General features: G+C 47.8%; 20 protein-coding genes and 2 tRNA genes. 14 read left to right on the forward strand and 8 right to left on the reverse strand.

The features are described 5' to 3' along the window. Positions 1–56 precede the first annotated feature (56 nt). On the reverse strand, positions 57–569 hold the full coding sequence (locus LZP69_RS02255; protein ID WP_234198554.1) for a GspH/FimT family pseudopilin: 513 nt from the start codon (positions 567–569) through the stop codon (positions 57–59). A 211-nt stretch (positions 570–780) separates the two neighbouring features. Between LZP69_RS02255 and glnB the strand changes: the two genes are divergently transcribed. After that, positions 781–1,119, forward strand: coding sequence for a nitrogen regulatory protein P-II (glnB, locus tag LZP69_RS02260; RefSeq protein ID WP_234198555.1), 339 nt, complete (start codon positions 781–783; stop codon positions 1,117–1,119). Between the two features lie 69 nt (positions 1,120–1,188). Here glnB and LZP69_RS02265 read toward each other — a convergent pair whose 3' ends face one another. Then, entirely contained in the window at positions 1,189–2,214 is a 1,026-nt protein-coding gene (locus LZP69_RS02265) for a LacI family DNA-binding transcriptional regulator (RefSeq protein ID WP_234198556.1), read from the reverse strand. 424 nt (positions 2,215–2,638) lie between these two features. Between LZP69_RS02265 and LZP69_RS02270 the strand changes: the two genes are divergently transcribed. The 3 genes from LZP69_RS02270 to LZP69_RS02280 all read left to right on the forward strand — a co-directional run bounded on the left by LZP69_RS02270 (position 2,639) and on the right by LZP69_RS02280 (position 7,758). Then, a complete protein-coding gene (locus LZP69_RS02270) occupies positions 2,639–5,269 on the forward strand; it encodes a TonB-dependent receptor (protein ID WP_234198557.1) in 2,631 nt (876 codons plus the stop codon). 162 nt (positions 5,270–5,431) lie between these two features. Continuing rightward, positions 5,432–6,130, forward strand: coding sequence for a SapC family protein (locus tag LZP69_RS02275; RefSeq protein ID WP_234198558.1), 699 nt, complete (start codon positions 5,432–5,434; stop codon positions 6,128–6,130). A gap of 77 nt (positions 6,131–6,207) precedes the next feature. Continuing rightward, on the forward strand, positions 6,208–7,758 hold the full coding sequence (locus LZP69_RS02280; protein ID WP_234198559.1) for a tryptophan halogenase family protein: 1,551 nt from the start codon (positions 6,208–6,210) through the stop codon (positions 7,756–7,758). 74 nt (positions 7,759–7,832) lie between these two features. Here LZP69_RS02280 and LZP69_RS02285 read toward each other — a convergent pair whose 3' ends face one another. Both LZP69_RS02285 and LZP69_RS02290 read right to left on the reverse strand, forming a co-directional pair. Continuing rightward, the gene (locus tag LZP69_RS02285; RefSeq protein WP_234198560.1) at positions 7,833–9,353 is read right to left on the reverse strand and encodes a tryptophan halogenase family protein; all 1,521 of its coding nucleotides are present in this window, start codon (positions 9,351–9,353) and stop codon (positions 7,833–7,835) included. A 105-nt stretch (positions 9,354–9,458) separates the two neighbouring features. Continuing rightward, the gene (locus LZP69_RS02290) at positions 9,459–10,376 is read right to left on the reverse strand and encodes a sulfite exporter TauE/SafE family protein (RefSeq protein WP_234198561.1); all 918 of its coding nucleotides are present in this window, start codon (positions 10,374–10,376) and stop codon (positions 9,459–9,461) included. A gap of 548 nt (positions 10,377–10,924) precedes the next feature. Between LZP69_RS02290 and LZP69_RS02295 the strand changes: the two genes are divergently transcribed. From LZP69_RS02295 to nagP, 5 genes are all read left to right on the forward strand, one after another. Beyond that, entirely contained in the window at positions 10,925–13,627 is a 2,703-nt protein-coding gene (locus LZP69_RS02295) for a family 20 glycosylhydrolase (RefSeq protein WP_234198562.1), read from the forward strand. A gap of 212 nt (positions 13,628–13,839) precedes the next feature. After that, positions 13,840–14,745, forward strand: a complete 906-nt coding sequence (nagK, locus tag LZP69_RS02300; protein ID WP_234198563.1) for an N-acetylglucosamine kinase — start codon at positions 13,840–13,842, stop codon at positions 14,743–14,745. 76 nt (positions 14,746–14,821) lie between these two features. After that, the gene (nagA, locus tag LZP69_RS02305) at positions 14,822–15,961 is read left to right on the forward strand and encodes an N-acetylglucosamine-6-phosphate deacetylase (RefSeq protein WP_234198564.1); all 1,140 of its coding nucleotides are present in this window, start codon (positions 14,822–14,824) and stop codon (positions 15,959–15,961) included. A gap of 54 nt (positions 15,962–16,015) precedes the next feature. Continuing rightward, entirely contained in the window at positions 16,016–17,152 is a 1,137-nt protein-coding gene (nagX, locus tag LZP69_RS02310) for a transmembrane glucosamine N-acetyltransferase NagX (protein WP_234198565.1), read from the forward strand. 235 nt (positions 17,153–17,387) lie between these two features. After that, positions 17,388–18,692 carry an N-acetylglucosamine MFS transporter NagP gene (gene nagP, locus LZP69_RS02315; protein WP_442800654.1) on the forward strand — a complete coding sequence of 435 codons (1,305 nt, stop codon included), beginning with the start codon at positions 17,388–17,390 and terminating at the stop codon, positions 18,690–18,692. A 158-nt stretch (positions 18,693–18,850) separates the two neighbouring features. Here nagP and LZP69_RS02320 read toward each other — a convergent pair. Both LZP69_RS02320 and LZP69_RS02325 read right to left on the reverse strand, forming a co-directional pair. Then, positions 18,851–18,926 (reverse strand) — tRNA-Thr (locus LZP69_RS02320). A 6-nt stretch (positions 18,927–18,932) separates the two neighbouring features. Then, positions 18,933–19,008: transfer RNA gene (locus LZP69_RS02325), tRNA-Phe, on the reverse strand. Between the two features lie 434 nt (positions 19,009–19,442). Between LZP69_RS02325 and LZP69_RS02330 the strand changes: the two genes are divergently transcribed. Further along, entirely contained in the window at positions 19,443–20,018 is a 576-nt protein-coding gene (locus LZP69_RS02330; RefSeq protein WP_234198567.1) for a YceI family protein, read from the forward strand. Between the two features lie 120 nt (positions 20,019–20,138). On the opposite strand, the gene LZP69_RS02335 is transcribed toward LZP69_RS02330, so the two are convergent. Together LZP69_RS02335 and mutY are read right to left on the reverse strand one after the other, a co-directional pair. Then, positions 20,139–20,417 (reverse strand): oxidative damage protection protein, encoded by a 279-nt coding sequence (locus tag LZP69_RS02335; protein ID WP_234198568.1) that lies wholly within the window; start codon positions 20,415–20,417, stop codon positions 20,139–20,141. A 2-nt stretch (positions 20,418–20,419) separates the two neighbouring features. Beyond that, entirely contained in the window at positions 20,420–21,487 is a 1,068-nt protein-coding gene (gene mutY, locus LZP69_RS02340; protein WP_234198937.1) for an A/G-specific adenine glycosylase, read from the reverse strand. A 257-nt stretch (positions 21,488–21,744) separates the two neighbouring features. On the opposite strand from mutY, the gene trmB reads away from it, so the two are divergent. From trmB to LZP69_RS02360, 4 genes are all read left to right on the forward strand, one after another. After that, the gene (gene trmB / locus LZP69_RS02345; protein ID WP_234198569.1) at positions 21,745–22,461 is read left to right on the forward strand and encodes a tRNA (guanosine(46)-N7)-methyltransferase TrmB; all 717 of its coding nucleotides are present in this window, start codon (positions 21,745–21,747) and stop codon (positions 22,459–22,461) included. A gap of 45 nt (positions 22,462–22,506) precedes the next feature. Beyond that, positions 22,507–22,830, forward strand: coding sequence for a YggL family protein (locus LZP69_RS02350; RefSeq protein ID WP_234198570.1), 324 nt, complete (start codon positions 22,507–22,509; stop codon positions 22,828–22,830). Then, positions 22,830–23,744 carry a glutaminase B gene (glsB, locus tag LZP69_RS02355; RefSeq protein ID WP_234198571.1) on the forward strand — a complete coding sequence of 305 codons (915 nt, stop codon included), beginning with the start codon at positions 22,830–22,832 and terminating at the stop codon, positions 23,742–23,744. The genes LZP69_RS02350 and glsB overlap by 1 nt, the downstream gene beginning before the upstream one ends. A 257-nt stretch (positions 23,745–24,001) precedes the next feature. Continuing rightward, positions 24,002–24,835 (forward strand): YggN family protein, encoded by an 834-nt coding sequence (locus tag LZP69_RS02360; protein ID WP_234198572.1) that lies wholly within the window; start codon positions 24,002–24,004, stop codon positions 24,833–24,835. The last annotated feature ends 141 nt before the right edge of the window (positions 24,836–24,976 follow it).

The raw sequence follows: 24,976 nt of genomic DNA on the forward strand, positions 1-24,976 counted from the left end.
CAATATATTGGCGATAATATCGAACTTGTCGATTTAGATCCTTGAATTACCCTAGGTTATTCTGCGCAACTGATATTCTTATCGGTCGAAAATCGAATCCGCCCGGCTTGATTTACAACAACCGCCCTCGAATTGGGACTGGTTGCCGAGCCAGGACAATATTTTAAGGTGCCATTGCTGCCGGAGGCTAACCCATCGGGAAAGAAGCGTACCGAGCTGCGATTGTAGCTGACGATATCCTGGCTACTGAAAGGGCCGGTTTGGAAGATGATTTTATCACTGCCATCGATTGCGTTTATGGTGCCAGAGTCGCTAAAAACCACTAAGCCAGATTGCCAGTTATCGCTGCATTGATTATCTGCAATAGGGCAGACTGTCACCCTTACGCCGAAACTGATTGCGGCATTTCGTGCCTGTTGTAGCGTTTGTTGTATCTTGCGAATCTCTGCATCCGCACGCTGGGCTTCATAGAGACTGGACAGTGATGGGGCGGCGATGCCGATTAAGATGATGGCAACGGTAAGGGTTACCATGAGTTCGATTAAGGTAAATCCGATTTGATTTTTCATCTTCGTTCCTTGAATTTATCTGCCCGCATCCAGCGAGCTCAATAATGAGTATAGATAGTGGAAATAGCTTGTCGAATCTTTGAACTGTTCTGCTTTATGAAAATTGCTTCTGTCAGCTGTTTGGTACAATCATCTTCTGTGTCGCTTTTGGCCGTGATAAGCTATTGTTTCATTGTGTTTAGTCATCGAGTGAAGTGAAAGGGAGCGGTTGATGAAGAAAGTTGAGGCCATAATTAAGCCATTTAAATTAGATGATGTGCGAGAGTCTCTGGCGGAACTCGGTATTACGGGCATGACAGTGTCTGAGGTAAAAGGTTTTGGGCGCCAAAAAGGCCATACCGAACTCTATCGCGGTGCAGAATATATGGTGGATTTTCTGCCCAAGGTTAAAATTGAGCTGGTGATCCAGGATGATCAAGTTGAGCAGGCGATAGAGGTCATAGTCAATACGGCAAGAACGGGTAAAATCGGTGACGGCAAGATTTTTGTGACCGATGTTGAACGCGTTATACGTATTCGCACCGGCGAAGAGAATGAAGAAGCGGTATAGTCTACCGATCTGATTTTAAATAAAAAAACCATTGATAAAGATCAATGGTTTTTTTATTGCCGAGTAAGGTTATTTCTGTGGGCTGGCAGAGGAGTCCCTGAGTACAGCTTGAGGAATAAACACTTTATTCTTTAATGGTTTTTCAGATTTATTGAGGTTAGCAATCAATAACTCTGTCGCCGTTTGAGCTATCTTTCCGTTGGGCTGATGTACTGTGGTCAATTTAGGCCAGGTTTGGCGTGAGAAAGGGCTGTCCTCGAACCCGACAATGGAAAGTTCCGATGGTATCGCAACCCCTTCTAAACGTGCAGCAAACAGCGCCCCTGCGGCGATTTCATCGTTACATGCTACGATAGCCGTTGGTCTTTTTACATTGTTTAACAGCTTCTTAGCGCCCTCGACACCCGACTCGAAAGAGTACTCACCATTGATAATAAAGTCACTATTAACAGGTAGGCCGTTGGTTTCCATTGCAAGTTTGTATCCGGCCAAACGTTCTTCAGTGGATTTGTGCTGCTGATCGCCACTGATAAACGCAATCTGCTTATGACCCAGCTCGATAAGATGTTGAGTGATAGCGACGGCCCCATGTTTATCATTGACTAAAACCGATAGTCCGCCCGCGCTATCTTTACTTTTCTCATCGCCAGCGACGATCCTGACATAATTGGCATCTATTGCATCTAATGCTGCGAGTACTTTGGGATCTTCTGACAGCGGAGGAGTCAAAACCAATCCGGATAATCTTGCATGGCGCACCAAATCTGTGAGTTCCTGACAGATGCCGTTTGATTTTGCATCACAAGGATGGATCAGCAATTCATAACCGCGCTGCTTACATGAAGATAAAATACCATTTTGCATATCAATGACATAGTAAGCATTAGGGTTGTCATACACAAAGGCAATCACGTAAGATTTTGTGCCAGCAAGGTTTCTTGCTGCTAGATTCGGCTGGTAGTTGAGTGCGGCAATGGCCTGATTGACCTTATCGATAGTCGCTTGTCTTACCGAGGGTTCTTTATTAGTGACCCTGGAGACGGTTTTTATAGAGACGCCTGCATATTTTGCGACATCATTAATGGTTACTTTCATCTAGTGACACTCGTTATGATGGTCATTTACGGGTAAAAACAAAATTTCCTTTCTCTGAAAGAAAGCACTCAATTACTTGGTTGTCGATCTTGCCTATTAGCACTCTCAATAGTGCTAATTTTTAACGTATTAAGCAATCACCAAATGAATATTTAGTCCAAAGTCGGCGAATAGGGCTATTTTTCGCCTTAAAAATAATCAAAGTTAAAATTATTTATAATCAGTGCTTTACACTTGATTTCTGAGGTTGTAAGGCATCTTTATTATGCAATTTCGCGAGTATTTTTTGGAATTTAGTTATTTTCTTGTGGCGCCAATGTTAATAGTTGTGTAATCTTTGTCCTTACACATGACAGCGTTGTCATTCCGATTGGGGTGGTTATGGATATTAAAAAAGATAATAAAGTTATGGAAGGGAAACGAGATGCGACCATCTAATTTTAAGAAAACTGTACTCGCTACAAATATTGCGTTACTCATGAGTGGTGTAATGTCTGTGTCTGTGATGGCGGCCGAGGATGATGCGGCGGCAAATACAGACAATATTGAAAAAATTGAAGTGCGCGGTATCCGTGCATCTCAACAAGCCAACCTCAACGCAAAACGCTTTTCAGACAGCACTGTTGATGCTATCTCCGCTGAAGATATAGGTAAATTCCCAGACAAGAACGTGGCTGAGTCACTCCAACGTGTACCCGGTGTCACTGTGCAGCGTCAGTTTGGTGAAGGTGCTGGGGTGTCAATTCGTGGTGCAGGCCAGGATTTGACACTCACGACTTTGAATGGTCAGAACGTAGCCTCAACGGGTTGGTTCGTACTCGAACCAGCAAAACGCTCTTTTAACTATGAATTGCTGCCATCGGAACTGGTGGGTGACTTGGAAGTGTATAAATCTTCACAAGCGGATCTGGCCGAAGGCGGTATTGGTGGTACGGTTATCGTAAATACCCGTAGACCACTGAATATGGATCCATGGACTGTCTACGGTTCTATCGAAGGTCAGTATCAAACAGACTCAGAGGAAACCGATCCTCAGTTCTCAGGCTTAACCAGCTGGAAAAACGATGATGAAACCTTTGGCGTGCTAGTTTCTGGCGTGCTGCAAAACCGCAGTTTGCAGCGCCAGGGTGATGAAGCATTTTGGGAGTGGGGCGCAGGCCCAGTTGCGTTTGAGCAAGAGCGTGAACGTTCTGCTTTAGCGGCAACCCTGCAGTGGGCGCCAACCAATGAGCTGAACTTTGTGTTTAACGCCATGGATATGCGTATGGCGGCCGACAACACTAACTACGCACTTTGGTTTACTCAGGCCGATACTTCTTGGTCTGGTGCGCCAGGCTCGGGTGCTTGGGATGATACTACCTGGTTAGGTGGTTGTGGTCTGTGTGGCGGCGATGTACCCGGTGCAGGCTCAGGTACTCAGGTAGCCGGTCCGTTAGGCCTTGCTTACTATCAGGCGCGTCCTCGTGAAGCGACGATGAAGTCACGCGTACTGGATCTGAAGATGGAGTACCAAGGTGACGGTTACGAGGTCAGTCTACAGCTGGGTGATACTACCTCCAGCGGTGGTACCGATTTTGAGATGGTTGTTGAAGATGGTACTGGCGGTACAGCGCTAAACGGTGCGACCTATGACTTTACTAATGGCCATCAGACTTGGGACTTAAATGGTTTCGATACCGCAACTTATGATCCAGGTTCACTGGTCATGGGTACTGGCAGCAACTTTAACAGAACGCCAAAGACAGATGATGAGAGCTATATCCAGGCCGACATCAAGTTTGATGTGGATCTTGGTGTGGTTAATGCCATTAAGACGGGTGTGAAATATGCCAAGCATAATACTACCAGCCGTCGTTACGAATATATTCAAGATCCTAGCTTTAACCCAACTATCTCAACTGCTGGGCTAAGCACAGGTACCTTTAGCGTGGGTACCAGCGAATACGATATCATACGTTTCGATCCCGATGCGCTTAAAGATTGGGCCAAAGCCAGCATCATAGGTGAGACCGAAGATCTCGGTTCTTATAGTGAGATTGAAGAAGATAACTATGCCGCTTACGTGATGGCGAATTTCGCGACTGATGGTATGCGCGGTAATTTTGGTGTGCGTTATGCCGGTACTAAGGCGAGCTCTATCTATTACCTTAATGGCGTAAAAGACAATGCAGATGCCGATTATGCCGAATGGTTGCCAAGCGTTAACGTGGTATTTGATCTGGCAGACGACCTACTGCTGCGCGCCTCTGCGGCTCGTGTGATGGCGCGTCCTCAGTACGATGATATGTATGTTAATCCTAACGTACTAGGGGCAAATGATGATGTACCAAACAACCAGTATTGGGTTGTGGGTAATATCGGCCTGAAACCCTTCGTCGCTAACCAGATTGACCTAGGTATTGAATGGTACTTTAACTCTGACTCACTCTTGTCTGCTGCGATATTCATGAAGGATGTGAAGAACTTCGTGACTTTCTCTGAATACCGTGAAGATAACGCCAATATCCCATTTAATGGCACCTTGAAGCCAGGTGAGATTGCCGATGGTTGGACGGTTCAGACTAAAGATAATGGCGAGTCGGCCACTATCGAAGGTCTCGAGCTTCAGTATCAACAAGATTATGGTAATGGTTTCGGTTCAATTGTTAACTATACCTACACAGATACCAGCACGAGCGAAGATACTTACACCGATAGAAACCCATTCTTGAGCGATAGCTCGCGTCACTCTTACAACGTAACAGGTTATTTTGAGAACGATCTGTTCCAGGTGCGTTTAGCCTATAACTGGCGTAGTGAGTATATGATCCGCGAAACCGGCTCATACGGTAACCGTCTGCATGATGCCTTTGGTAGCTTAGATTTGAGCGCGGTTTGGCATGTGACCGATTACCTGGATGTGAAGCTTGACGCCACTAACCTGCTTGAAGAGGGGTCGCGTCAGTTTGGTAACAACCAGTACCAGACCGACCTGAATGGTTTTGCCGATGGCTTCCCACTGTTTGAGTACAACATGGCTCGCGTTATCACACTTGGGGCTGCTATCCGTTTTTAATTTAACTTAAAAGCGTGTATAACAATGAAAGGGGAGCTTGCTCCCCTTTTTACTACATTTTGGGTATAAAACATAAATATCATAGTTGTAACTGTCTGAGTAATTAGCCATTTTAATTACCTCGATGGATATAAGATAAGAAGCCCCCGAAGGAGCCGATAAATGAACGACGTTGTAATTCTTGATCCCGCCAAACATAGCCAATTGAAATTAACCGCTCCAGATTATAGCCATGTGGCCGAGCAGCATATCCTGCCTATCTCTTTGCATGAGTTTGCCGCGGCAGCATCAGACTCTCCCGTTGTCTTTGTAAAAAACAGCAACACGGGTGAATTCCAACCTGTGGTGATATTGGGACTGATGCCAGGTCAGAATATCAAACAGCATGAGGGCAAATGGTTAGGCCGTTACATTCCTAATATTTTGAAAGACTACCCTTTAACCGTGGTGCTCAACCCTGATGAGCAGGATAAGGTGTGGATAGGGATCCGCGAAGAGAATCCTCAGGTGAGTTCTACAGATGGCGAACCTCTGTTTGATGGCGTGGAGGAAACGCCATTTCTGACTCAGCGTAAAGAGGCATTGATTAAACATTTTGAAGAAGATCAACAGACTAAAGCCGTAATGCGTTATTTTGCCGACAATGAGTTGTTTATTTCACAGACGCTCAATGTCTCAGTAAAAGGCGAGCCGCGCAGCATCAATGGCCTGTATCTAATCGATGAAGACAAGCTGAATCAGCTCGACGATGAAGCCTTTTTGGGATTGCGTAAGCGCGGATTGCTCGGGCCAATATACAGCCATTTGACCTCTCTGCATCAAATCAACCGTCTTGCCGCCGAGCACGCAGCAGCAGAATAAGCCACGGCATAAAAGCTGATGGAAAGAGCGGATGGAAAAGCGGATGGAAAAGCGGATGGAAAAAATAGGTAAGCAGTATGAATGCGCAGAGCAAAGCCGTAACTGAGATTATCGTGGTTGGCGGCGGCAGTGCCGGCTGGATCACAGCTTGCCATCTTGCCAAAAAATGGGTGTCAAACACAGGGCCCTACAGGGTGACCTTAATCGAGTCGCCCTCTATCCCGACCATAGGGGTTGGCGAAGGCACTGTGCCTATGATGCGCGAAACCCTTAAATATTTCGGTATTCGCGAGGATGAATTTATCCGAACTTGCGATGTCACCTTCAAGCAGAGCGTTAAATTTATCGACTGGAACCGCCCCGATTCCGGCGATTATTATCACCACCTGTTTGATTATCCAGCCTTTAAAGGGATGCTGCCAGCCTGGCTAAGCCAGCCATCGGCTAGTCGCACAGCCTTTAGTTCGCTGGTATCTGTGCAGGGGCAATTAGCCGATGCAGGCTTTGGGCCGCGCACTATGACCAACCCACAGTTTATGGGGCAGATGCATTACGCCTATCATCTGGATGCGGGCAAGTTTACTCAGATGTTGGCCGATGTAGCGACAAACAAGCTGGGGGTGACCCATAAGCTGGCCGAGGTGACTGAGGTAAAAACCGATGCCAGCGGTAAAATAGTCGGCCTGGTTACTGACCAAGGTGAACTTAACGCCGATCTCTATGTGGACTGCAGTGGTTTTGCGGCGCGGTTAATCGGCCAGGCTTGCCAGGTGCCGTTTGTCGATAAGAGCGACATACTGTTTGTCGACAACGCCATGGTCGCCCAGGTGCCTTACCCACAGTCCGATACGCCCATTCCCTGCTTTACTAAATCTACCGCTAAAGAAGCGGGCTGGATCTGGGATATTGGCTTAACCCAGCGCCGGGGCGTGGGATATGTCTATTCGAGCCGCTACAGCAGTGATGAGCAAGCCGAGCAGGTATTGCGGGACTACTTGAGTCATGATTTGGCCAGTTCGGCGGATGGGGTCAAGTTCAGAAAAGTCCCTATGAAGGTGGGGTATCGTGACCATTCCTGGCATCAAAACTGTGTCGCTATCGGCCTAGCCTCGGGCTTTGTTGAGCCCTTAGAGGCGACCGGACTCTTGATCTTCGATGTTACCGCGCGCATGTTGGCCGAATCTCTTCCGGCAAATCAGGCCGTGATGCCATTAGTAGCCGAGCGTTATAATCAGCGGGTGCAACATGCCTGGAATAAGGTGATCGACTTTATCAAGTTGCACTATGTTCTGGCCAAACGGGATGACACTGCCTTTTGGCGGGATAACCGCGATGAGGCCAGTATTCCCGCTTCGTTGCAGCAGAGTCTGGCGCTTTGGCAATATCATCCGCCATCGGCCTATGACTTTGCCTCGACCCTGGAAGTGTTTAATCTGGAAAATTATCTGTATGTGCTTTATGGCTCTGAATTTGATACCCAGTTATCGACAGCTGCCGATAAGGCAGATGAGATGATTGCAGCGCGAGAGCGGCTTATCTCGCAGCAGATCGCCAGTTTAAAGCCTCATTTACTGCCCCATAGACAGCTACTGGAGCGGATTTATCAGTTTGGTATCCAGCTCAATTAATTTTTAGGCTGTCGAATTAAAAGTAAAAACGCTCATCTAGTTGGATGAGCGTTTTTATTGGCAAGACTAAGTGACTACTGCTTGAGGGAGTCGAGATAGGCCTGATGGGATAAACATTGATTTGTCGCTTGCCGTTTTAATCTGCCGAGTTGGTTAAACATGCCATCCAGAGTCTCCTGTGCGACCGGCAGAGCAAGCTTAGGCAGATGCTGCATGCCATAGAGGATGTAGCGGTAGTTTTCATCGGAGAAGATGGAGCTAAAGCCGGTTGCCACATCCACATGTTCGCAGACTTTATCCTGCCAGAGGGAAAGCTTCTCATTGAGGCCGGGTACAGAATGCATGGACTGCTGAGCTTGTTGCCAGAACTCGGTATCATCCCTGTCAGTCAGGCAGTAATGCAATACGATAAATTGGCGCAGATCGTCATACAAACCTGACATGGTGCGATTATAAGAGTCGCGCACAGCCTGGGATGGATTGGCGCAGGTCAGGTGAGTAGCCAGCAACCTGACGCCTAAATTGATCAGATGCAGGCCGGTTGATTCCAGGGGTTCGATAAAGCCGCCGGCCAGCCCCATGGCAATACAGTTGCCTACCCAAAACGCCTTGCGACAACCTATCTTCATCTCAAGATGGGTCGCCTTAAGAATCGATTGTTTATCGCCAAGATAGGCTCTTAGCTCGGCTTCCGCCTCTTCTCGGGATTGGCGCCGCCCGTCGTAGACATAGCCAGTTCCCTGCCGATTAACGAGATCTATTTCCCACACCCAGCCATTACTCAGCGCGGTTGATGTGGTGTAGGCGCGTGGCGTCTTGTTATCGCCATATTCCCACTGAATAGCGACGGCGCGATTACAGGGCAGGGCATCTTCGAATGAGCGCCAGTTATCGGCCTTAAGCTTCTCAATTAACAAGCCTTTAAAGCCGCTGCAATCGATAAAGATATCGCTGCTAAAGTTTCCCTTATCGGTAAAGACCTGAGTGATATTCTCACCGTCGACATCCGCATCCGTAACATTGGCGACTATATGCTCCACACCCGCCTCGGTCGCTTTTTTCCGTAAGAAGCGCGCCATGAGTAGGGCATCTAAGTGATAGCCATAGGGAACAATTCCCTGATAGGCCTGGCTCTGAGCATGTTTAGGGCTTAGGTTGTCGCGCATCAGGTTATAAGAAAGACTGGTGTGTTCGGCAAAATCCAGCGTTTGGGAATTTCGCTGATTCTGCATCAGCCAGGCGCTGGCGTTATCCAGAGGCCCGCAGGGTTTTTGCTGCTCAAAAGGGTGAAAATAGCTGTGCATCTGACCATCTTTGGGCTTCATCCAGTTACGGAACAAGATGCCGGTTTTTAGTGTGGCATTGGTTTCCCTGAGGAGTTCGGCTTCATCTATCCCCATGGCGGCGAAGAAAAAACGTATGCTGTGAACCGTAGCTTCCCCAACGCCTATGATGCCGATATCCTGGCTTTCGATTAATCGGATATGCACCTGCTGACCGCTGTGATTATAAAGCTTGGAGAGGTAGAGGGCGCTCATCCAGCCTGTGCTGCCGCCGCCGATTATTGTGATTGTTTTGAGTGTTGAATGCGTCATTTTGACATCCTTTTCCCGCTAATGTCTGCAGGTTCTATCTTGCAGCTAATCGCTTGCAGGCCATTGCTTGCAGGTCATAGCTTGCAGGTTTTAGATTACAGGCTGTTAATTTGCCAGCATGGCCATGCCGGTCAGTATTATCCAGCATGAAAAAAATAGTTTGAGTTTTAAGACCGATAGGTAGAGCGCCAGTTTACGCGCCAATAAGCCACCGATAATTGCCCCCGGTGCGGCAAATAAGAGAATATAAAATTGCGTCTGACTATCAGGGCTTAGATGAACCGGGCTGGCAGACCACACTGTCATTGCCGATACCACAACGCCTACGGCTATCGCCATCTTGGCGCAAAAGCCTCTCAGCATCAGGTAGATAACCAGCAGTTCGCCGACCCCAACAGATAACCAGCTAGTCATGATCCCACCCAAAAATCCCAAGATAAAGAAGACAGGCAGATCTAAGTTGTTTAACTGAATATCCTTAGTCGTCTGATTTTTAAGGCTGCTATAAACGATAATAATCCCAAGGAAAATGGAGAAAAGACTAAAGCTGACATGCAGTGAAGCGGGTAAGGGCAGCGTAAGGGCGTAACTTGTCCAGAGTCCGGCTATGGCACTAAAACCTCCGGTAAGAGTTAAAGGTATAAAACTACGCCATTGGCTAGTTAACTTATGCTGCTTTTGGTAGTACCAACACCAGGTGAGGCTACCGGCTGTCATACCGAAGCATTGTATGGCAAAGGAGGTGGATACACTTTGCGCTTCGCTCAGGCCTAAATGGGTAAAAGCAGGGATAAAAATTACCCCGCCTCCGGCACCTGTAGAGTTAGCAAAAACAGCGCCTGTCACACCTAAAAAGAGAAAGTGACCAAAACTCTTGATTAAGGTGGTTAAGTGGCTAATATCATTTGCGATTATTGTGGTCGATAACAATGCAAAACAGCCCAAAAAACCGATAGATGGCCAGGCGACAGTCCAGATTTTATTGGGCTTTGTTATTGTGTCTGCATTACTCTCTTGGCTCACTTAATTCCATCTCATTGAGTGATTTTAGTCAAAATCCTAACAAGCTTTGTAACCTATGTCACTGAAATGTTAAATTTCAATTGATTGGAATGTTTTTAATCATAATTATTTGATATTTAAGCATAAAATAATAAATCAGCCATTCTTTTATTTAAATTGTCAAAAAAATGTAGAAATTATGTTTAACCTTGTGTAAGTTAATAGATGACAGCGTTGTCATTTGCTTGTGTGACGCGTCTGTAAGGTATGCATAATTTAGGAAGAGGTCTCTTAAGTTGTGCAATTGACAGTGACGCCTAAGTTTCACTTAGACGTGATTGTGTTTGTTACTTCTATTAGTCTCTCCCCAGATACTAGAGATGGCTGGGTGCTTTATTGATGATCTGTGAGATATAGCACCTGGCATTTTTTTATCTGAAAGGATAGATGCCAGTGTTTTAATTCCTGCAATAAGCCAAAATATAGGGTCAGGGCATCAGACGAGCGTTGCTGGCAGTATGTTTAAAGAGCATGGCCCTCGTCTAGAGTAGAATAATAAGAGGATGAAAATGAATAATAAACTTGTCGCAATGACTGTGCTGTTAGCTCTCAATACTGCGGCCTGTAGTGATCCAGCCAAGCCCACTCAGTCCACTCAGTCCTCTCAGTCCACTTTGGCGCAATCTGATTCTTTAGAGTCATCCATTTCATCAGACATATCGGCCAGTCTAACTCAGGACAAGCTGAATCAATTTGCCGCGACCCTGGGCGTCACTTACCGCATGATCACCAATTACCCTGACATGTGCGCTACGACTGGCGCAGATGAACGCTGTTTTAAGGCGCAAATTGAATTTACGCCAGAGGTCGATTTTCAAGCTCAGGACTGGGCGATTTATTACAGCCAGATGCGTCCGGTTAAGCAGGTGCTATCGCCTGAATTTGCTATGAGTCATGTGAAAGGCGATCTCTATAAAATCACCCCGACCGATAAATTTGACGGGTTTAAAAAAGGTGAACGTCTGACATTGGCTTTTGTCGGCCAGCTGTGGCAACTGTCTGAAATTGATGCCATGCCTAACTATTATATCGTGGCTGGCAGTCTTAAACCTGCTGTGATTCAAAGCACTGTTCCTGGGATAGATCCCGAAACCGGCATGGAAACCCGCCCCTATGTGGCCTCATACACAGATGCCGACACCCAATATAAGCGTAGCGAGACAGATGAGTTGCAGTGGTCCACGCCCGAAGTGCTGTTTCAAATTAACCAAGGGGTGAAAGACGATGCCGCCTTGGCGGTGAATACCATTATTCCAACGCCCAAAGTGCAGTTGCTTGATGCTGAAAATCGGCAGGTTTCGCTGCAGCAGGGGATCAAGCTGGTGCTCAATGACCTTGACCGCAGCAGCATTGATGCCGCGCTACAAAGACTAGCTCGCCTTGGGATCGCTGAAACCCAGCAGGGGATTAGCGTCGAATTTAATGCGCTCACTAAAACGCTGCAGCCAGAGGGCTATCAGCTCTCCATCGCCCCAGAAAAAATAGTGATCCACGCCGCCGATGATGCCGGTTTCTCCTATGCCTTAGCCTCATTAGCCAGTCTGGTCGATGTGAATCATCTAAGCGTTAATGCTATGCAGGTAGAAGATGAACCTCGTTATGGTTTTCGCGGCATGCACTTAGATGTGGCGCGAAACTTCCATTCTAAGCAGCAGGTACTGGATCTGCTGGATCAGATGGCGGCTTATAAGCTTAATACCTTGCATCTGCATCTTGGGGATGATGAAGGTTGGCGTCTGCAAATCGATGGCTTGCCTGAGCTGACAGAGGTTGGCGCTTATCGCTGTCATGATCTGGCTGAAGATAAATGCCTGTTACCTCAACTGGGTAGTGGGCCAGCAGCCGACAGCAAGGTGAATGGTTTCTATACCAAGGCAGACTATATCGAGATCTTAGCTTATGCCAGTGCCCGTCAAATCCAGGTGATCCCCTCTATGGATATGCCCGGCCATTCAAGGGCTGCGATAAGGTCGATGGAGGCGCGTTATCGTAAGCTGATGGCTAAGGGAGATGAAGCGGCGGCCAATGAATATCGCCTTATCGACCCCCTAGATACAACCCAATACTCTTCAATTCAATATTACGACGATAACACCTTAAATGTGTGTCTTGAGTCAACCTACCACTTTGTCGATAAGGTGGTGGGTGAGATAGCTAAGTTGCATCAACAAGCGGGCCAAGCACTTGAAACTTATCATATCGGCGCCGATGAAACCGCCGGTGCCTGGCTGGAATCCCCTGTCTGTAAAGCCTTTTTAGCCGACAATGATAAAGGGGTGAAAAGTGAAAAAGAGTTTGGGGCCTACTTTATCGAACGAGTGGCCAACAGCCTTGCTCAAAAAGGGATAAAACCTGCTGGCTGGAGCGATGGTATGAGCCATACTCGCCCCGAGATTATGCCTAAACAGAGCCAGACAAATATCTGGGATGTGGTTGCCCATGGCGGTTATCAGCGGGCGCACAAACAGGCAAATCTGGGCTGGGATACGGTTTTGAGTAATCCAGAAGTGCTCTATTTCGATTTTCCCTATAGTGCAGATCCCAAAGAGCATGGTTATTACTGGGCAAGCCGAAGCAGCAGCGAGCGTCATCTCTATAGCTTTATGCCCGATAACCTGCCAGCTAATGCAGAGCAGTGGACGACGATCGAAGGACGACCATTTGAGGCCGATGACAGGCCAAAGCTCGATGAGCAGGGCAGGCAGCAAAGTGGTCCCTTGGCCAAGGAAATTCAGTTCAGTGGTATTCAGGGGCAGCTGTGGAGCGAGACGATTCGCAGTGATGAACTGGTCGAATATATGATCTTTCCAAGGCTGCTGATCCTTGCTGAGCGCGCCTGGCATAAGGCGGATTGGGAAGTGCCCTATCAAGCAGAGGGGGCGCTTTATAACCAGGAGAGCGGTTATTTCACCCAGGAGATGCGCGCGAAACAGGCCGAGCAGTGGCAGACTTTTGCCAACACCTTAGGTCACAAGGAGCTGCTGAAATTAGACAAGGCCAATATCGCTTATCGCGTGCCAACCGTTGGCGCGCATCTTCATCAAGGGACTCTATATACGAATCTGACTTATCCTGGATTACAAATTGAGTATCGTCTCGATGGTGGACAGTGGAAGCTGTATCAGGGTCTAGTTAAAGTCGAGGGCAAAGTTGAAGTGCGTGCCATTGCCGCCGACGGGGTTCGTAAAGGACGAGTTCTCGCAGTCAATTGATCTTCTAAGCCCACCGAGTTGAACGCTGTTTATCTTGGTGGGCACGATTATCCGACTCTTTTTATTTAGGAAAATCATTAATTGTACTATTTTAGAACAGGGTAATGACAACGCTGTCATTTGTGTTGTAACATAGTGTCAACAAAATCGGTCAGCAGAGCAAAAATAGATAACGGTTTGCTTTGGGTAATAAAACTGTAAAGAGGTCAGGGATGGGATTAAACCATACAAAGGCAGCACCCTTATTCATCGGGATTGATGGTGGTGGCAGTAAATGCCGCGCAACCATCTATGCCAGCGATGATACTGTATTAGGGACTGGGGTGGCCGGGCGAGCGAATCCTCTATTCGGTTTGTCACAAACTTTTGAGTCTATTTTGCATTCAACCGAGCTGGCCTTAATCGATGCCGGCTTAACCTTGGCAGACAGTAAATCTTTGGTGGCTGGCTTAGGAGTCGCCGGAGTCAATGTGCCTCATCTTTATAAAGAGATGGCTCAGTGGAAGCATCCGTTTGCCCAAATGTATATCACGACCGATCTGCATACTGCCTGTATCGGTGCCCATCATGGTGGTGAGGGCGCGGTGATCATAACGGGCACAGGCTCATGTGGTTATGCACAGGTGGGTGATAAATACTTGTCTCTTGGAGGACATGGTTTTCCTTTAGGCGACAAGGGCAGTGGCGCCTGGTTCGGCTTAAAGGCGGCAGAAGCGGCTCTGTTGGATCTCGATGGTTTCGGTCCTAAAACAGCCTTGACCGAGCAACTCTTGAATTACTACCAAGTCAACGAAGCTTTGGGGATAGTCGAGCACCTGGCGGGTAAATCTTCGAGCTGTTATGCCGTCCTGGCGCGTTTAGTGTTAGATTGTGCTCATGAGCAGGATGAAGTGGCAAAAGCCATAGTCAAAGATGGTGCGGCATATATCAGCGAACTGGCCAAAAAACTCTTTACTATCAATCCACCCCGTTTCTCTATGATAGGTGGCTTGGCGGAACCACTGGCCCCCTGGCTGGATAAAGCCGTTGTGAACAAGATTTCCCCTGTGATGGCGCCACCGGAAATGGGTGCCTGTTTCTACGCCCGTCAGTGTTATGACAGCGTTGAGCCCAATTAATCCAACGAATTAATCTAATGAATCAGTCCAATGAATCAGAAAGTAAGTCGTCCGAGATCATTGTGGAAGCAGAACGATGAAGCAAACCCTGATTGCTAGCCAAGTCTTCGATGGTGAGACATTTCATAATCAATTGCCCGTTACTTTTGAGGATGGGTATATCCTGTCTTTCGACACAGTCAAAGGCGTCGAGCCTGTTCACGTGGCGGGTACTCTGGTGCCTGGGTTTATCGATGTGCAGGTCAATGGCGGCGGAGGTGCACTGCTTAATAGTCAGCCAAGCCTGCAGGGAATTGAGACCATAGGCAGAGCTCATGCTCAGTTTGGTACAACCGGCTTTCTGCCAACCTTAATCACTGATGATATCTGCGTGATGCAGCGCGCCGCCGATGCGGTGGCCGAAGCGATAGCAAAAGACTCGGCAGGCGTGCTCGGTATCCATTTTGAGGGGCCGCACTTGTCTGTGCCGAAAAAAGGGGTGCATCCCCAATCCTTTATCCGGCGTATCTCAGATGCAGAGCTGGCGATTTTCAGCCGCCGAGATTTGGGCACTAAAGTGGTGACCCTGGCGCCGGAAAATGTATCCACTGATGTGATTAAGGCACTGGTTGAGCAAGATGTTAGAGTCTGCTTAGGCCATTCCAATGCAGATTATGCCACTGTGGTTAAGGCGTTAGAGGCGGGGGCGACAGGTTTTACTCACCTGTTTAATGCCATGTCTGCCATGGGCTCCCGCGAGCCTGGCATGGTTGGCGCGGCGATTGAGAGTCGCGATGCCTGGTGCGGCCTGATAGTCGATGGTCATCATGTTCATAGCGCCGCGGCGAAAGTGGCCATTTATGCCAAACCTCGGGGTAAGGTGATGTTAGTCACAGATGCTATGCCACCTGTGGGTATGAATGATGATGCCAGTTTTGAGTTGTTTGGCACTGAGGTTGTCCGACAGGGGGATCGTCTCAATGCCGTCACAGGTGAGTTGGCCGGCTGTGTGCTCGACATGGTTGGCGCCGTAAATAACAGCGTCAGAATGTTGGGATTGGGGTTAGATGAGGCGATACGTATGGCCTCGCTTTATCCGGCGCAGTTTCTCGGCCAAGATGGAGTGCGTGGTCAACTAAAAGTCGGTCTGCGCGCCGATATGGTGTTACTGGATAGGGCAGGCAATGTGTCACAGACCTATATAGGTGGCAAGCGAGTCTATCAGGCAAGCATTTAGACAAAATTTTTAGAACAATAATTAGAACAGGGAATTTAACGGGGTATATAACACATGGACAGCGTGCAGCAAAAACCATCCAAAACCAGGCTGATGTCGCTCGATGCTTTGCGCGGCTTCGATATGTTCTGGATCTTGGGCGGTGAAACCCTGTTTGCCGGTTTGCTGGCATGGACTGGATGGCAAGGGTGGCGTATCGCCGATGCCCAGATGCATCACAGTGCCTGGAATGGTTTTACTTTCTACGATCTTATTTTTCCTCTGTTTATCTTTCTCTCTGGTGTGGCGCTGGGGCTTTCGCCTAAGCGGCTTGATCACGTGCCGATGGCGAGCCGCCTGCCTCTTTACCGTCATGCCCTTAAGCGTCTTGCTCTGCTGCTTTTTTTAGGTGTGTTATATAACCATGGCTGGGGGACGGGGGCGCCAGCGGCGCTCGATGAAGTGCGCTATGCCAGTGTGCTTGGGCGTATCGCCTTTGCCTGGTTTTTTGCTGCACTGCTTGTGTGGCACACCTCGCTGCGCACTCAGATAATTATTGCGGCTTTGATACTCTTTGGTTATGCCGCACTGCAGCTGTTTCTTCCTGTACCTGGCGGGGTAGCTGGGGATTTAAGTTTATCTGGTTCTATTAACGCCTATGTGGATCGAGTGCTGCTACCCGGCATTACTTATCAGAATCGCCCCATGGATCCAGAAGGGATCATATCGACGATCCCGGCAGTGGTGAACGCCTTAGCCGGTGTGTTTACCGGTCATTTTATTGTGAAAAGTCACCCTAAAGGTGAGTGGTTCAAGGTCGGGATATTAATGCTTGCTGGGCTGGTGACTCTCGCTCTTGGCTGGTTGGCCAATGCCATAGTGCCAGTGAATAAGGAACTGTGGACCAGCTCGTTCGTTTTGGTGACCTCGGGTTGGAGCCTGATCCTCCTGGGGCTGTTTTATGCCTTAATCGATGTGCTTAAGCTGCAACGATTTGGTTTTGTGTTTATGGTGATTGGCTGCAACTCGATAATAATTTATCTCTCAACCAGTCTGGTGAATTGGGATTATGTGTCGCGCAGTCTCTTTGGCGGGCTGATCCAGGCTCTACCCGAATCGATGCAGATGCTATCTGGCTCCTTGGGCCTGCTCGCCGTGCAGTGGCTCCTCCTCTATTGGATGTATAAGCGCAGTATCTTTATCAGGGTATAAAGGGGCTTATTGAGTATTGGTTTAAGCCCACCATATCACTGGCAGATTTATGGCTGGTATAAATTAAAATGACAGCGTTGTCTTTGCTGGGTTTATGTTTTAACATCAATGAAACAAAAGGGAAGTTCACGCCTGATTGAATTAGTGACCGTCAGGTATTTGATCTAGTATAGCTAGCTTAGGCCGATATCTGTGGTGTGATATCAGCACAGCAATAACGAGAAGAAACAGGCTTATGGAAATGACAGTGAATAATATGAGTAAGCGCAGCAGCGTTATCCCTATGGCGATAGTCGCTGGGTTGTTCTTTATTTTGGGGTTTGCCACCTGGCTTAATGGCTCCTTGATGCCCTACTTAAAACAGATCTTGCAGCTTACGCCGTTTCAAGCTTCATTAATTTTGTTCTCCTTTTATATCGCCGTGACCTTTACTGCGTTGCCTTCAGCCTGGATCATCCGCAAGGTGGGCTATAAGTCAGGTATGGCATTGGGTATGGGCACCATGATGCTGGCAGGTTTTTTGTTTATTCCTGCAGCTGAAACACAAATTTTCGCACTGTTTCTGTTTGCTCAGCTAGTCATGGGGGCGGGGCAGACCCTGCTGCAGACCGCGGTGAATCCCTATGTGGTGAGAATTGGTCCTGAAGAGTCGGCTGCTGCGCGTGTTAGCGTGATGGGGATCTTAAACAAAGGGGCTGGGGTTATCGCGCCTTTAGTCTTTACCGCACTTATCCTAGACAGTTTTAAAGATAGGGTTGGTATGGAGCTGACTCAGCTGCAGATAGATGAGATGGCCGATAGCCTGGTTATTCCTTATCTTGGTATGGCAGTGTTTATCGGTGTGTTGGCCTTGTTAGTCAAATTCTCACCTCTGCCTGAGCTTGAAAATGAAGACGATCAAGACAGTCACAGCAAAGGACACCTTAAAGAAGCGCTTGGCCATCCTAATTTGGCCTTGGGTGTGGTTGCGCTGTTTTTCTATGTCGCCGTTGAGGTGATCGCGGGTGACACTATTGGCACCTTTGCACTATCACTTGGGGTAGAAAATTATGGTGTGATGACCTCCTATACCATGATCTGCATGGTAATAGGCTACACCTTGGGGATTTTAACCATTCCTCGTTTTATCTCTCAGCCTAAGGCTCTGATGGTGTCGGCTATCTTAGGTGTGATATTAACTATCGGGATCCTCTTTGGTGATAATGACTCTTATGCTATCGCCAACCTTGTATTGGTGCCCTTCGGCGGCGCTATGTTGCCTGATACCTTACTGATGATCGCCTTCTTAGGTTTAGCCAACGCAATCGTCTGGCCTGCGGTTTGGCCCCTGGCTTTGTCTGGTATGGGTAAGCTCACCAGCACAGGGTCTGCGTTATTAGTGATGGGGATTGCGGGTGGCGCTTTCGGTCCACTGTTTTGGGGCTTAACCAGCTCGGCAACCCCTATGGGCCAGCAGGGCGGTTATGCAGTAATGTTGCCTTGTTACCTGTTTATCCTCTTCTATGCGGTGAAAGGCTATAAGATGAAGAGTTGGAAATAGCACCGCTTATATTAGTGAATCTATTTCAGTTTTAATTTGAACAAGATCCGATGCATTATTGCGTCGGATTTTTTATTGTGAATAAGCTGAGGAGATACACAAGTGTCGGTAAATTTTAGACATAAAAAAACCACTCATTGAGTGGTTTTTTTATTATATGGTGCCGGCACCAAGAGTCGAACTCGGGACCTACTGATTACAAGTCAGTTGCTCTACCAACTGAGCTATGCCGGCGAAATGTGGTGCCCGAACCCGGAATCGAACCAGGGACACGAGGATTTTCAATCCTCTGCTCTACCGACTGAGCTATTCGGGCAGCTAAACTCACGTATTAGCGTGTTTAGTGACTGCAAACTTAAGGCTTTGAGGCCGTCTCGTTTGGAGTGCGCGTATAATATAGTGCCGATTTTTATCCTGCAAGCGCTTTTTTACTTAAATGGGATCGCATGGTTAGTTAATGTTCAATGCGGTGTTTTTTTAGTTCAATAGACTCCAATTCCTCCCTGTCAGCCGGTAAAAACAGCGTTCGGCAGGCTTCATTCGTCTGTTATTCGGCAGTTATTCGTCTGCTAAGAGTTTGGCTCTGGTTTAGCCCTATTGGTCATTCATTCTAAAAGTTAGAATGTTATAAGCGAAATTAGCTGATTTTCTCTTAGTAAAATCGAAACTAATATGAAACTTGGCACCGAACGGGTTAACTGCCTGTTTATTTTCAAAGTGAATAATAAAGAGCAAACTTAAGGAGTGAAGATGAAAAAGGGGATATTAGCGGGCGCTATCGCCGCAACTTTACTGTTCGCAAGCAGCGTGAACGCAGCCGACTATGTAATAGATAAGCAGGGGGCACATGCTTCGATTCAATTTAAGGTAAGTCATCTTGGCTACAGTTTCGTGGTGGGACGATTTAACGATTTTTCTGGCGATTTTAGCTTTGATAAAAATGCCCCGACCACATCTAAGGTACAAGTGACCATTAATACCGCAAGTGTCGATTCTAATCATCAGGCGCGCGATGAGCACCTTCGCAGTGGCGATTTCCTCAATGTGGAGAAATTCCCTAAAGCCAGTTTCACTTCTACCTCAGTAGAGGATAAGGGAGATGGCAAGTTAGTGCTTCATGGTGATTTTACATTCAATGGGGTGACTAAACCCTTAGCGATAGATGCCAAGTTTATTGGTGAAGGTCAGGATCCTTGGGGTGGCTATCGTGCCGGTTTTGTCGGTAATACCGAGTTTGCCCTGAAAGATTTTGGCATCGATTATGATTTAGGCCCTAGCGCAGCGAATGTGCATTTAGACTTAGTTGTTGAAGGGGTTAGGCAATAAGGTTAGTTCGCTGCAATTCGATAAGCATCGAAAGGGAGTTTGATTCTTTTCAGATTAAGTTGCAAAAGGCCCATAAAGGGCCTTTTGTTTTTCTCATTTCGGGCGGCGCGCTACAAGAGATCATTCATCATCTTTTTGCGGCACGTAACCGTCAATTTTGACCTCTTTGCCCTCAAACAGGAAGTTGACCATCTGCTCTTCTAAAAATTTGCGATCCTCTACATTCATCATGTTGAGTTTTTTCTCATTGATGAGCATGGTCTGTTTCGCTTGCCAGAGTGTCCAGGCTTCCTGACTGATGTTATCAAAAATACGCTTGCCCAATTCGCCAGGGTAGAGCTGAAAGGCTAGGCCTTCTGCCTCTTTATTCAGGTATTGGCAGTTTACTTTACGACCCATGTTCACTCCTTATTGATTGCAGAACCTAAGTTGAGATTAATTAATATGCGCTCGGTAGCAGCGGCTAAGCCAACTTTGGGGGGATTGGCTAAGTTATACCAGAGAGAGGCATCATCTTCCATGATCTGCTGCGCTTTACCTGGTTCTAACTTGGCGATATAGGCGCTGATATCCAGATGAAAATGGCTGAAGGTGTGCCGGAAACTGTCTAATGCTTCATTGCTACTCAGGCTGAGCTGCTGTGCTTCAAGATAATTTTCCAGCTCTGCAAGTGTTGCAAACTGCGGGAAGCACCAGAGTCCGCCCCATATCCCCGCCGGTGGCCTTTTCGCCATCATGACCTTGTCATTATCCTGAATGATCAGCATAAAGGCCTGTTTCTCTGGCAGGGTTTTCTTTGGTTTCTTGCCGGGGAAATCACTCTGGCGCCCCTGCAGTTGTGCCTGACAGTCGATGGCGACAGGGCAGAGGTGACACTGGGGCTTGCTTCGGGTGCAGACATTGGCGCCTATATCCATCATGGCCTGATTATACTGGGCTATATCTGCTTTTGGGGTCAGGGCGCTGGTCAGTTGCCAGAGCTGAGTTTCGACCTCTTTTTTACCCGGCCAGCCTTCTATTGCACCGTGGCGGGCAAGTACCCGCTTAACATTGCCGTCCAAAATTGGATGATGTTGCCCAAGAGACAGAGACAACACAGCCCCAGCGGTCGAGCGGCCTATTCCGGGCAGGGACAATACCTGTTCAAATTCGGTGGGGAATGCTCCCTGATATTGCGCGGCAATGATCTGCGCCGATTTGTGCAGGTTTCTTGCCCTGGCGTAATAGCCAAGCCCAGTCCAGTAGTGCAATACTTCATCCTGACTTGCCTGGGCGAGCTCATTGATCGAGGGGAAGCGCTGCATGAAGGCGTCGAAATAAGGGATCACAGTCGCGACCTGGGTCTGTTGTAACATGATCTCCGAGACCCAGACTTTATAAGGGGTTTTATCTTGTTGCCAAGGAAGGTGTTTGCGGCCGTGATCGGCATACCAGCTGATGATGCGCTGGCTAAAGGGCTGTTTTTTCATGGCGCCAGTGTATATATCGGCCAAACAATTCTCAAGCCTATTTGGCAATGTGATCGGCCTATGCTCGCACCTAAGAGGATTACTGGTATACTTGGGCAACAATAGGGCTTGCACTGCAGCAGTAACTTTGGATAATGCCCTTCTTTTTATAAAACCCAGTTGTATCAAGATGAACTTGTTTACTCGCAGTTTAATTCTTTAGGTTTTCTAAAGTCAGACGACTGGGTTATCAATGGCAGAGACTGGAAGTAGATACAATGAGCGAAGTAACCACCGCCGAGTTTAATGAAGAGGGTAAATACCTTCGTAAAGTAAGAAGTTTTGTGCTCAGAGAAGGGCGCTTAACCAAAGGCCAGGCGGTCGCCATGGAGACACAATGGCCTCTGATGGGATTGGATTACTCGCCCGAGCCGCTGGATCTCGCTAAGGTATTTGGCCGCGAAGCCGATACAGTGCTTGAGATAGGTTTTGGTATGGGTAAGTCTTTGGTTGAGATGGCTAAAGCTGCGCCAGAGCTAAATTTTATCGGTATAGAAGTACATAAACCCGGAGTGGGAGCCTGTTTAGCCGAAGCGGCTGAGGCGGGGGTAACTAACCTGCGTGTATTTCATCACGATGCCATTGAAGTATTAGAGAACAGTATTTTACCTGGTTCACTTGCGCGTGTTCAGCTGTTTTTCCCCGATCCTTGGCACAAGAAGCGTCATCATAAGCGCCGCATCGTGCAGCCTGAGTTTGCCCAGATGATCCGCAGCAGCCTGAAAATCGGCGGTGTGTTCCATCTGGCCACTGACTGGGAAAACTACAGCGAGCATATGTTAGAGGTGATGAACGCCGCCGCTGGTTATAAAAATCAGTCCGCTACGGCGGATTTTGTGCCGCGCCCAGATCATCGCCCTTTGACTAAGTTTGAGGCCAGGGGCCATCGTCTCGGTCATGGCGTTTGGGATCTCATGTTTGAGCGGGTTGAGTAAGCTCAATTTCTTTTAGCTGAGTGTCTATAAAAAGAGGGAATATACATGGCAACACGTAGCCGTCGTTTACGCAAGAAATTACGCATCGATGAGTTTCAAGAGTTTGGTTTCGATGTTAACTGGACCTTTGATGACTCGGTAAGCGAAGAGCAGATCGATACCATAGTCGATGCTTTCATCGATGAGGTTATCGAGGCGAGAAAACTGGGTTTTCATGGTGGTGGCCATAAGGAGTGGGAAGGGATCATCGCCACTCAGAGCATAGGTAAATGTACCGAAGAAGATCGTCAGGCGGTGAACGATTTTTGGAAGAGTCAGCCAGTTAAAGAGGTTGTAGTCAGCGAACTATACGATATCTGGTGGAATTAATGCCGCAACAGGCTTTACTCGAAACCATTATTGAGCAAGTTCGTCCGCTGTTAGGCAAAGGCAAGGTTGCCGATTATATTCCGGCCTTAGCCGAAGTGGATCCCAATAAGCTTGGGATTGCTGTCACCACTGTGGATGGCCGAACCATTGGGGCTGGAGATTATCTCGAGCCCTTTTCGGTTCAGAGTATCTCTAAGGTGTTTAGCCTCACTGTCGCTTTGACTCTGTATGAAGAGAGGGATATCTGGTCGAGGGTGGGAAAGGAGCCTTCGGGGCAATCCTTTAACTCGCTGGTACAGATAGAGCTTGAACGGGGCGTACCTAGAAACCCCTTCATCAATGCCGGTGCCTTGATCATCGCCGATCTTTTACAGGGCCGATTGAGTGCCCCTAAGCATCACATGCTTGAGGTGGTGCGTAAGCTGAGTGCCAATCCCAGTATTATCTACGATAAACGGGTTGCCGCGTCAGAATATGAGCACAGTGCCCGTAACGCCGCGATAGCTTACCTGATGAAATCCTTCGGCAATTTTAACAATGATGTCGATAAGGTACTGAGAAACTACTTTCATTACTGCGCCCTTAAGATGAGCTGCGCCGATCTGTCAAAGGCGATGCTTTATCTGGCTAACGCGGGTAAATCGATTGCCGGAATACCTGTGGTCTCGCCCATTCAGACCCGCAAACTGAATGCGTTACTGGCGACTTCTGGCCTATATGATGGCGCAGGCGAGTTTGCCTATCGGGTTGGTATGCCGGGCAAGAGTGGTGTTGGTGGCGGTATTATTGCCGTTATCCCTGGGGATATGAGTGTTTGTGTCTGGTCGCCTGAGCTGGATAAAAATGGTAACTCATTTGCCGGTACCGCTGCGCTTGAACATCTTTCTCAGGCCTTGGGTCGCTCAATTTTCTAAAGGCTGCGCTTGCCTGAGCGCAGTTTTTCTTTCTGAACATTGTGCTATTGAGATAAATACTACTTGGTTAAATTAACCAAAAACTGGTGAAACTCTTTACCTTCCTAATCACCCTTATAATTCAATCTTCTCTATATATCTGATTTTATTCGATTAAAAAATATTGGCACAATATCTGTATTCTAACTGTCCAACGACACATGCTGCAGCTCAAGTTGCTCATCATGTGAATCATCGACCGCTTAAGGAATGAGAATATGAACACACTGAAAGCATCTATCGGATTAACCACTCTGGGCATCAGCGCCTTATTGGCAAGCAGCGCAGCCTGGGCGACAGTGAAAGCCGACCATCTTAGTTTTGGTGGCAATGATAGCCACTGTGAGGTGAGCCTCAATTATGATGTTGCCGTTGAGCCGAAAAAATTTGTGGTCAGTGAAGCCGATAAAGAGGTGTATCGCGTCGAACTGGGTAAGCTCTATGTCGAAGGTAAAGAAGTTGAGCTTGATGCTAAACAGCAGCAGTTGGTCAGCCAGTACGCCGATGAGGTAGGTAAGCAGGTACCTGAGGTGATCGATCTGGTCCACGATGCCGTTGCAATTGCCACCACGGCCGTGAGCATGGCATTAACGCCTCTGTTGGGAGACGCCGCTGGCGCGAATGTGGATGCCATGATGGCAAGGCTCAGCGAGCGAATCGATGATATCGCTTACCAGCAAGGCGACCGTTTTTATCTTGGAGCTACCGAGTCCTCAATCGAGAAGACCTTTGGTGATGAGTTTGAGCAGGAGATGGAGCAACTGGTACAAAACTCAATCGGCAGCATAATGATGTCCATTGGCAGCGAGATGATGAATGGCGATGGCGGCTCATTCGAAGAGAAGATGGAGGCTTTCTCGGCCAAGATGGATAATGTGGGTAAAGATATAGAAGCACAACTTGAGCAACAAAGTGCCGAGTTAGAAAACCGGGCAGATAAGCTTTGTGATAATTTCCAGCAGCTTGCCCTGCTAGAGTCGCAGATGCGTGAGGCTGTCCCTGAGCTTGAAAGTTATCCATTAATGAAACTACAAGGCCCATTGGCAAAGTAACCCCCTTTAGCAAAATTTCCCCTGTCTGACACGCAAGCAGCAGCTTCCCTACACTTACCTTGGGTGTAGGGCTTTTTGCGTTTGATTGTTTTTCTTCCAAGATTTATTAGGTGTATAGTGTTAGCAATAGGTATTAGAACC

The organism is Shewanella sp. AS1 (assembly GCF_021412565.1).
Taxonomy (GTDB): domain Bacteria; phylum Pseudomonadota; class Gammaproteobacteria; order Enterobacterales; family Shewanellaceae; genus Shewanella.

Excerpts from the sequence above, each read along its gene's own strand:
- LZP69_RS02360 (WP_234198572.1), top strand. The coding sequence starts at position 24,002 with ATGAACACACTGAAAGCATCTATCGGATTAACCACTCTGGGCATCAGC.
- mutY (WP_234198937.1), bottom strand. The coding sequence starts at position 21,487 with ATGAAAAAACAGCCCTTTAGCCAGCGCATCATCAGCTGGTATGCCGAT.
- LZP69_RS02255 (WP_234198554.1), bottom strand. The coding sequence starts at position 569 with ATGAAAAATCAAATCGGATTTACCTTAATCGAACTCATGGTAACCCTT.
- glnB (WP_234198555.1), top strand. The coding sequence starts at position 781 with ATGAAGAAAGTTGAGGCCATAATTAAGCCATTTAAATTAGATGATGTG.
- LZP69_RS02275 (WP_234198558.1), top strand. The coding sequence starts at position 5,432 with ATGAACGACGTTGTAATTCTTGATCCCGCCAAACATAGCCAATTGAAA.
- LZP69_RS02270 (WP_234198557.1), top strand. The coding sequence starts at position 2,639 with ATGCGACCATCTAATTTTAAGAAAACTGTACTCGCTACAAATATTGCG.
- nagA (WP_234198564.1), top strand. The coding sequence starts at position 14,822 with ATGAAGCAAACCCTGATTGCTAGCCAAGTCTTCGATGGTGAGACATTT.
- LZP69_RS02285 (WP_234198560.1), bottom strand. The coding sequence starts at position 9,353 with ATGACGCATTCAACACTCAAAACAATCACAATAATCGGCGGCGGCAGC.
- LZP69_RS02280 (WP_234198559.1), top strand. The coding sequence starts at position 6,208 with ATGAATGCGCAGAGCAAAGCCGTAACTGAGATTATCGTGGTTGGCGGC.
- LZP69_RS02335 (WP_234198568.1), bottom strand. The coding sequence starts at position 20,417 with ATGGGTCGTAAAGTAAACTGCCAATACCTGAATAAAGAGGCAGAAGGC.
- LZP69_RS02330 (WP_234198567.1), top strand. The coding sequence starts at position 19,443 with ATGAAAAAGGGGATATTAGCGGGCGCTATCGCCGCAACTTTACTGTTC.
- LZP69_RS02350 (WP_234198570.1), top strand. The coding sequence starts at position 22,507 with ATGGCAACACGTAGCCGTCGTTTACGCAAGAAATTACGCATCGATGAG.
- nagX (WP_234198565.1), top strand. The coding sequence starts at position 16,016 with ATGGACAGCGTGCAGCAAAAACCATCCAAAACCAGGCTGATGTCGCTC.
- trmB (WP_234198569.1), top strand. The coding sequence starts at position 21,745 with ATGAGCGAAGTAACCACCGCCGAGTTTAATGAAGAGGGTAAATACCTT.
- LZP69_RS02265 (WP_234198556.1), bottom strand. The coding sequence starts at position 2,214 with ATGAAAGTAACCATTAATGATGTCGCAAAATATGCAGGCGTCTCTATA.
- nagK (WP_234198563.1), top strand. The coding sequence starts at position 13,840 with ATGGGATTAAACCATACAAAGGCAGCACCCTTATTCATCGGGATTGAT.
- glsB (WP_234198571.1), top strand. The coding sequence starts at position 22,830 with ATGCCGCAACAGGCTTTACTCGAAACCATTATTGAGCAAGTTCGTCCG.
- LZP69_RS02295 (WP_234198562.1), top strand. The coding sequence starts at position 10,925 with ATGAATAATAAACTTGTCGCAATGACTGTGCTGTTAGCTCTCAATACT.
- nagP (WP_442800654.1), top strand. The coding sequence starts at position 17,388 with ATGGAAATGACAGTGAATAATATGAGTAAGCGCAGCAGCGTTATCCCT.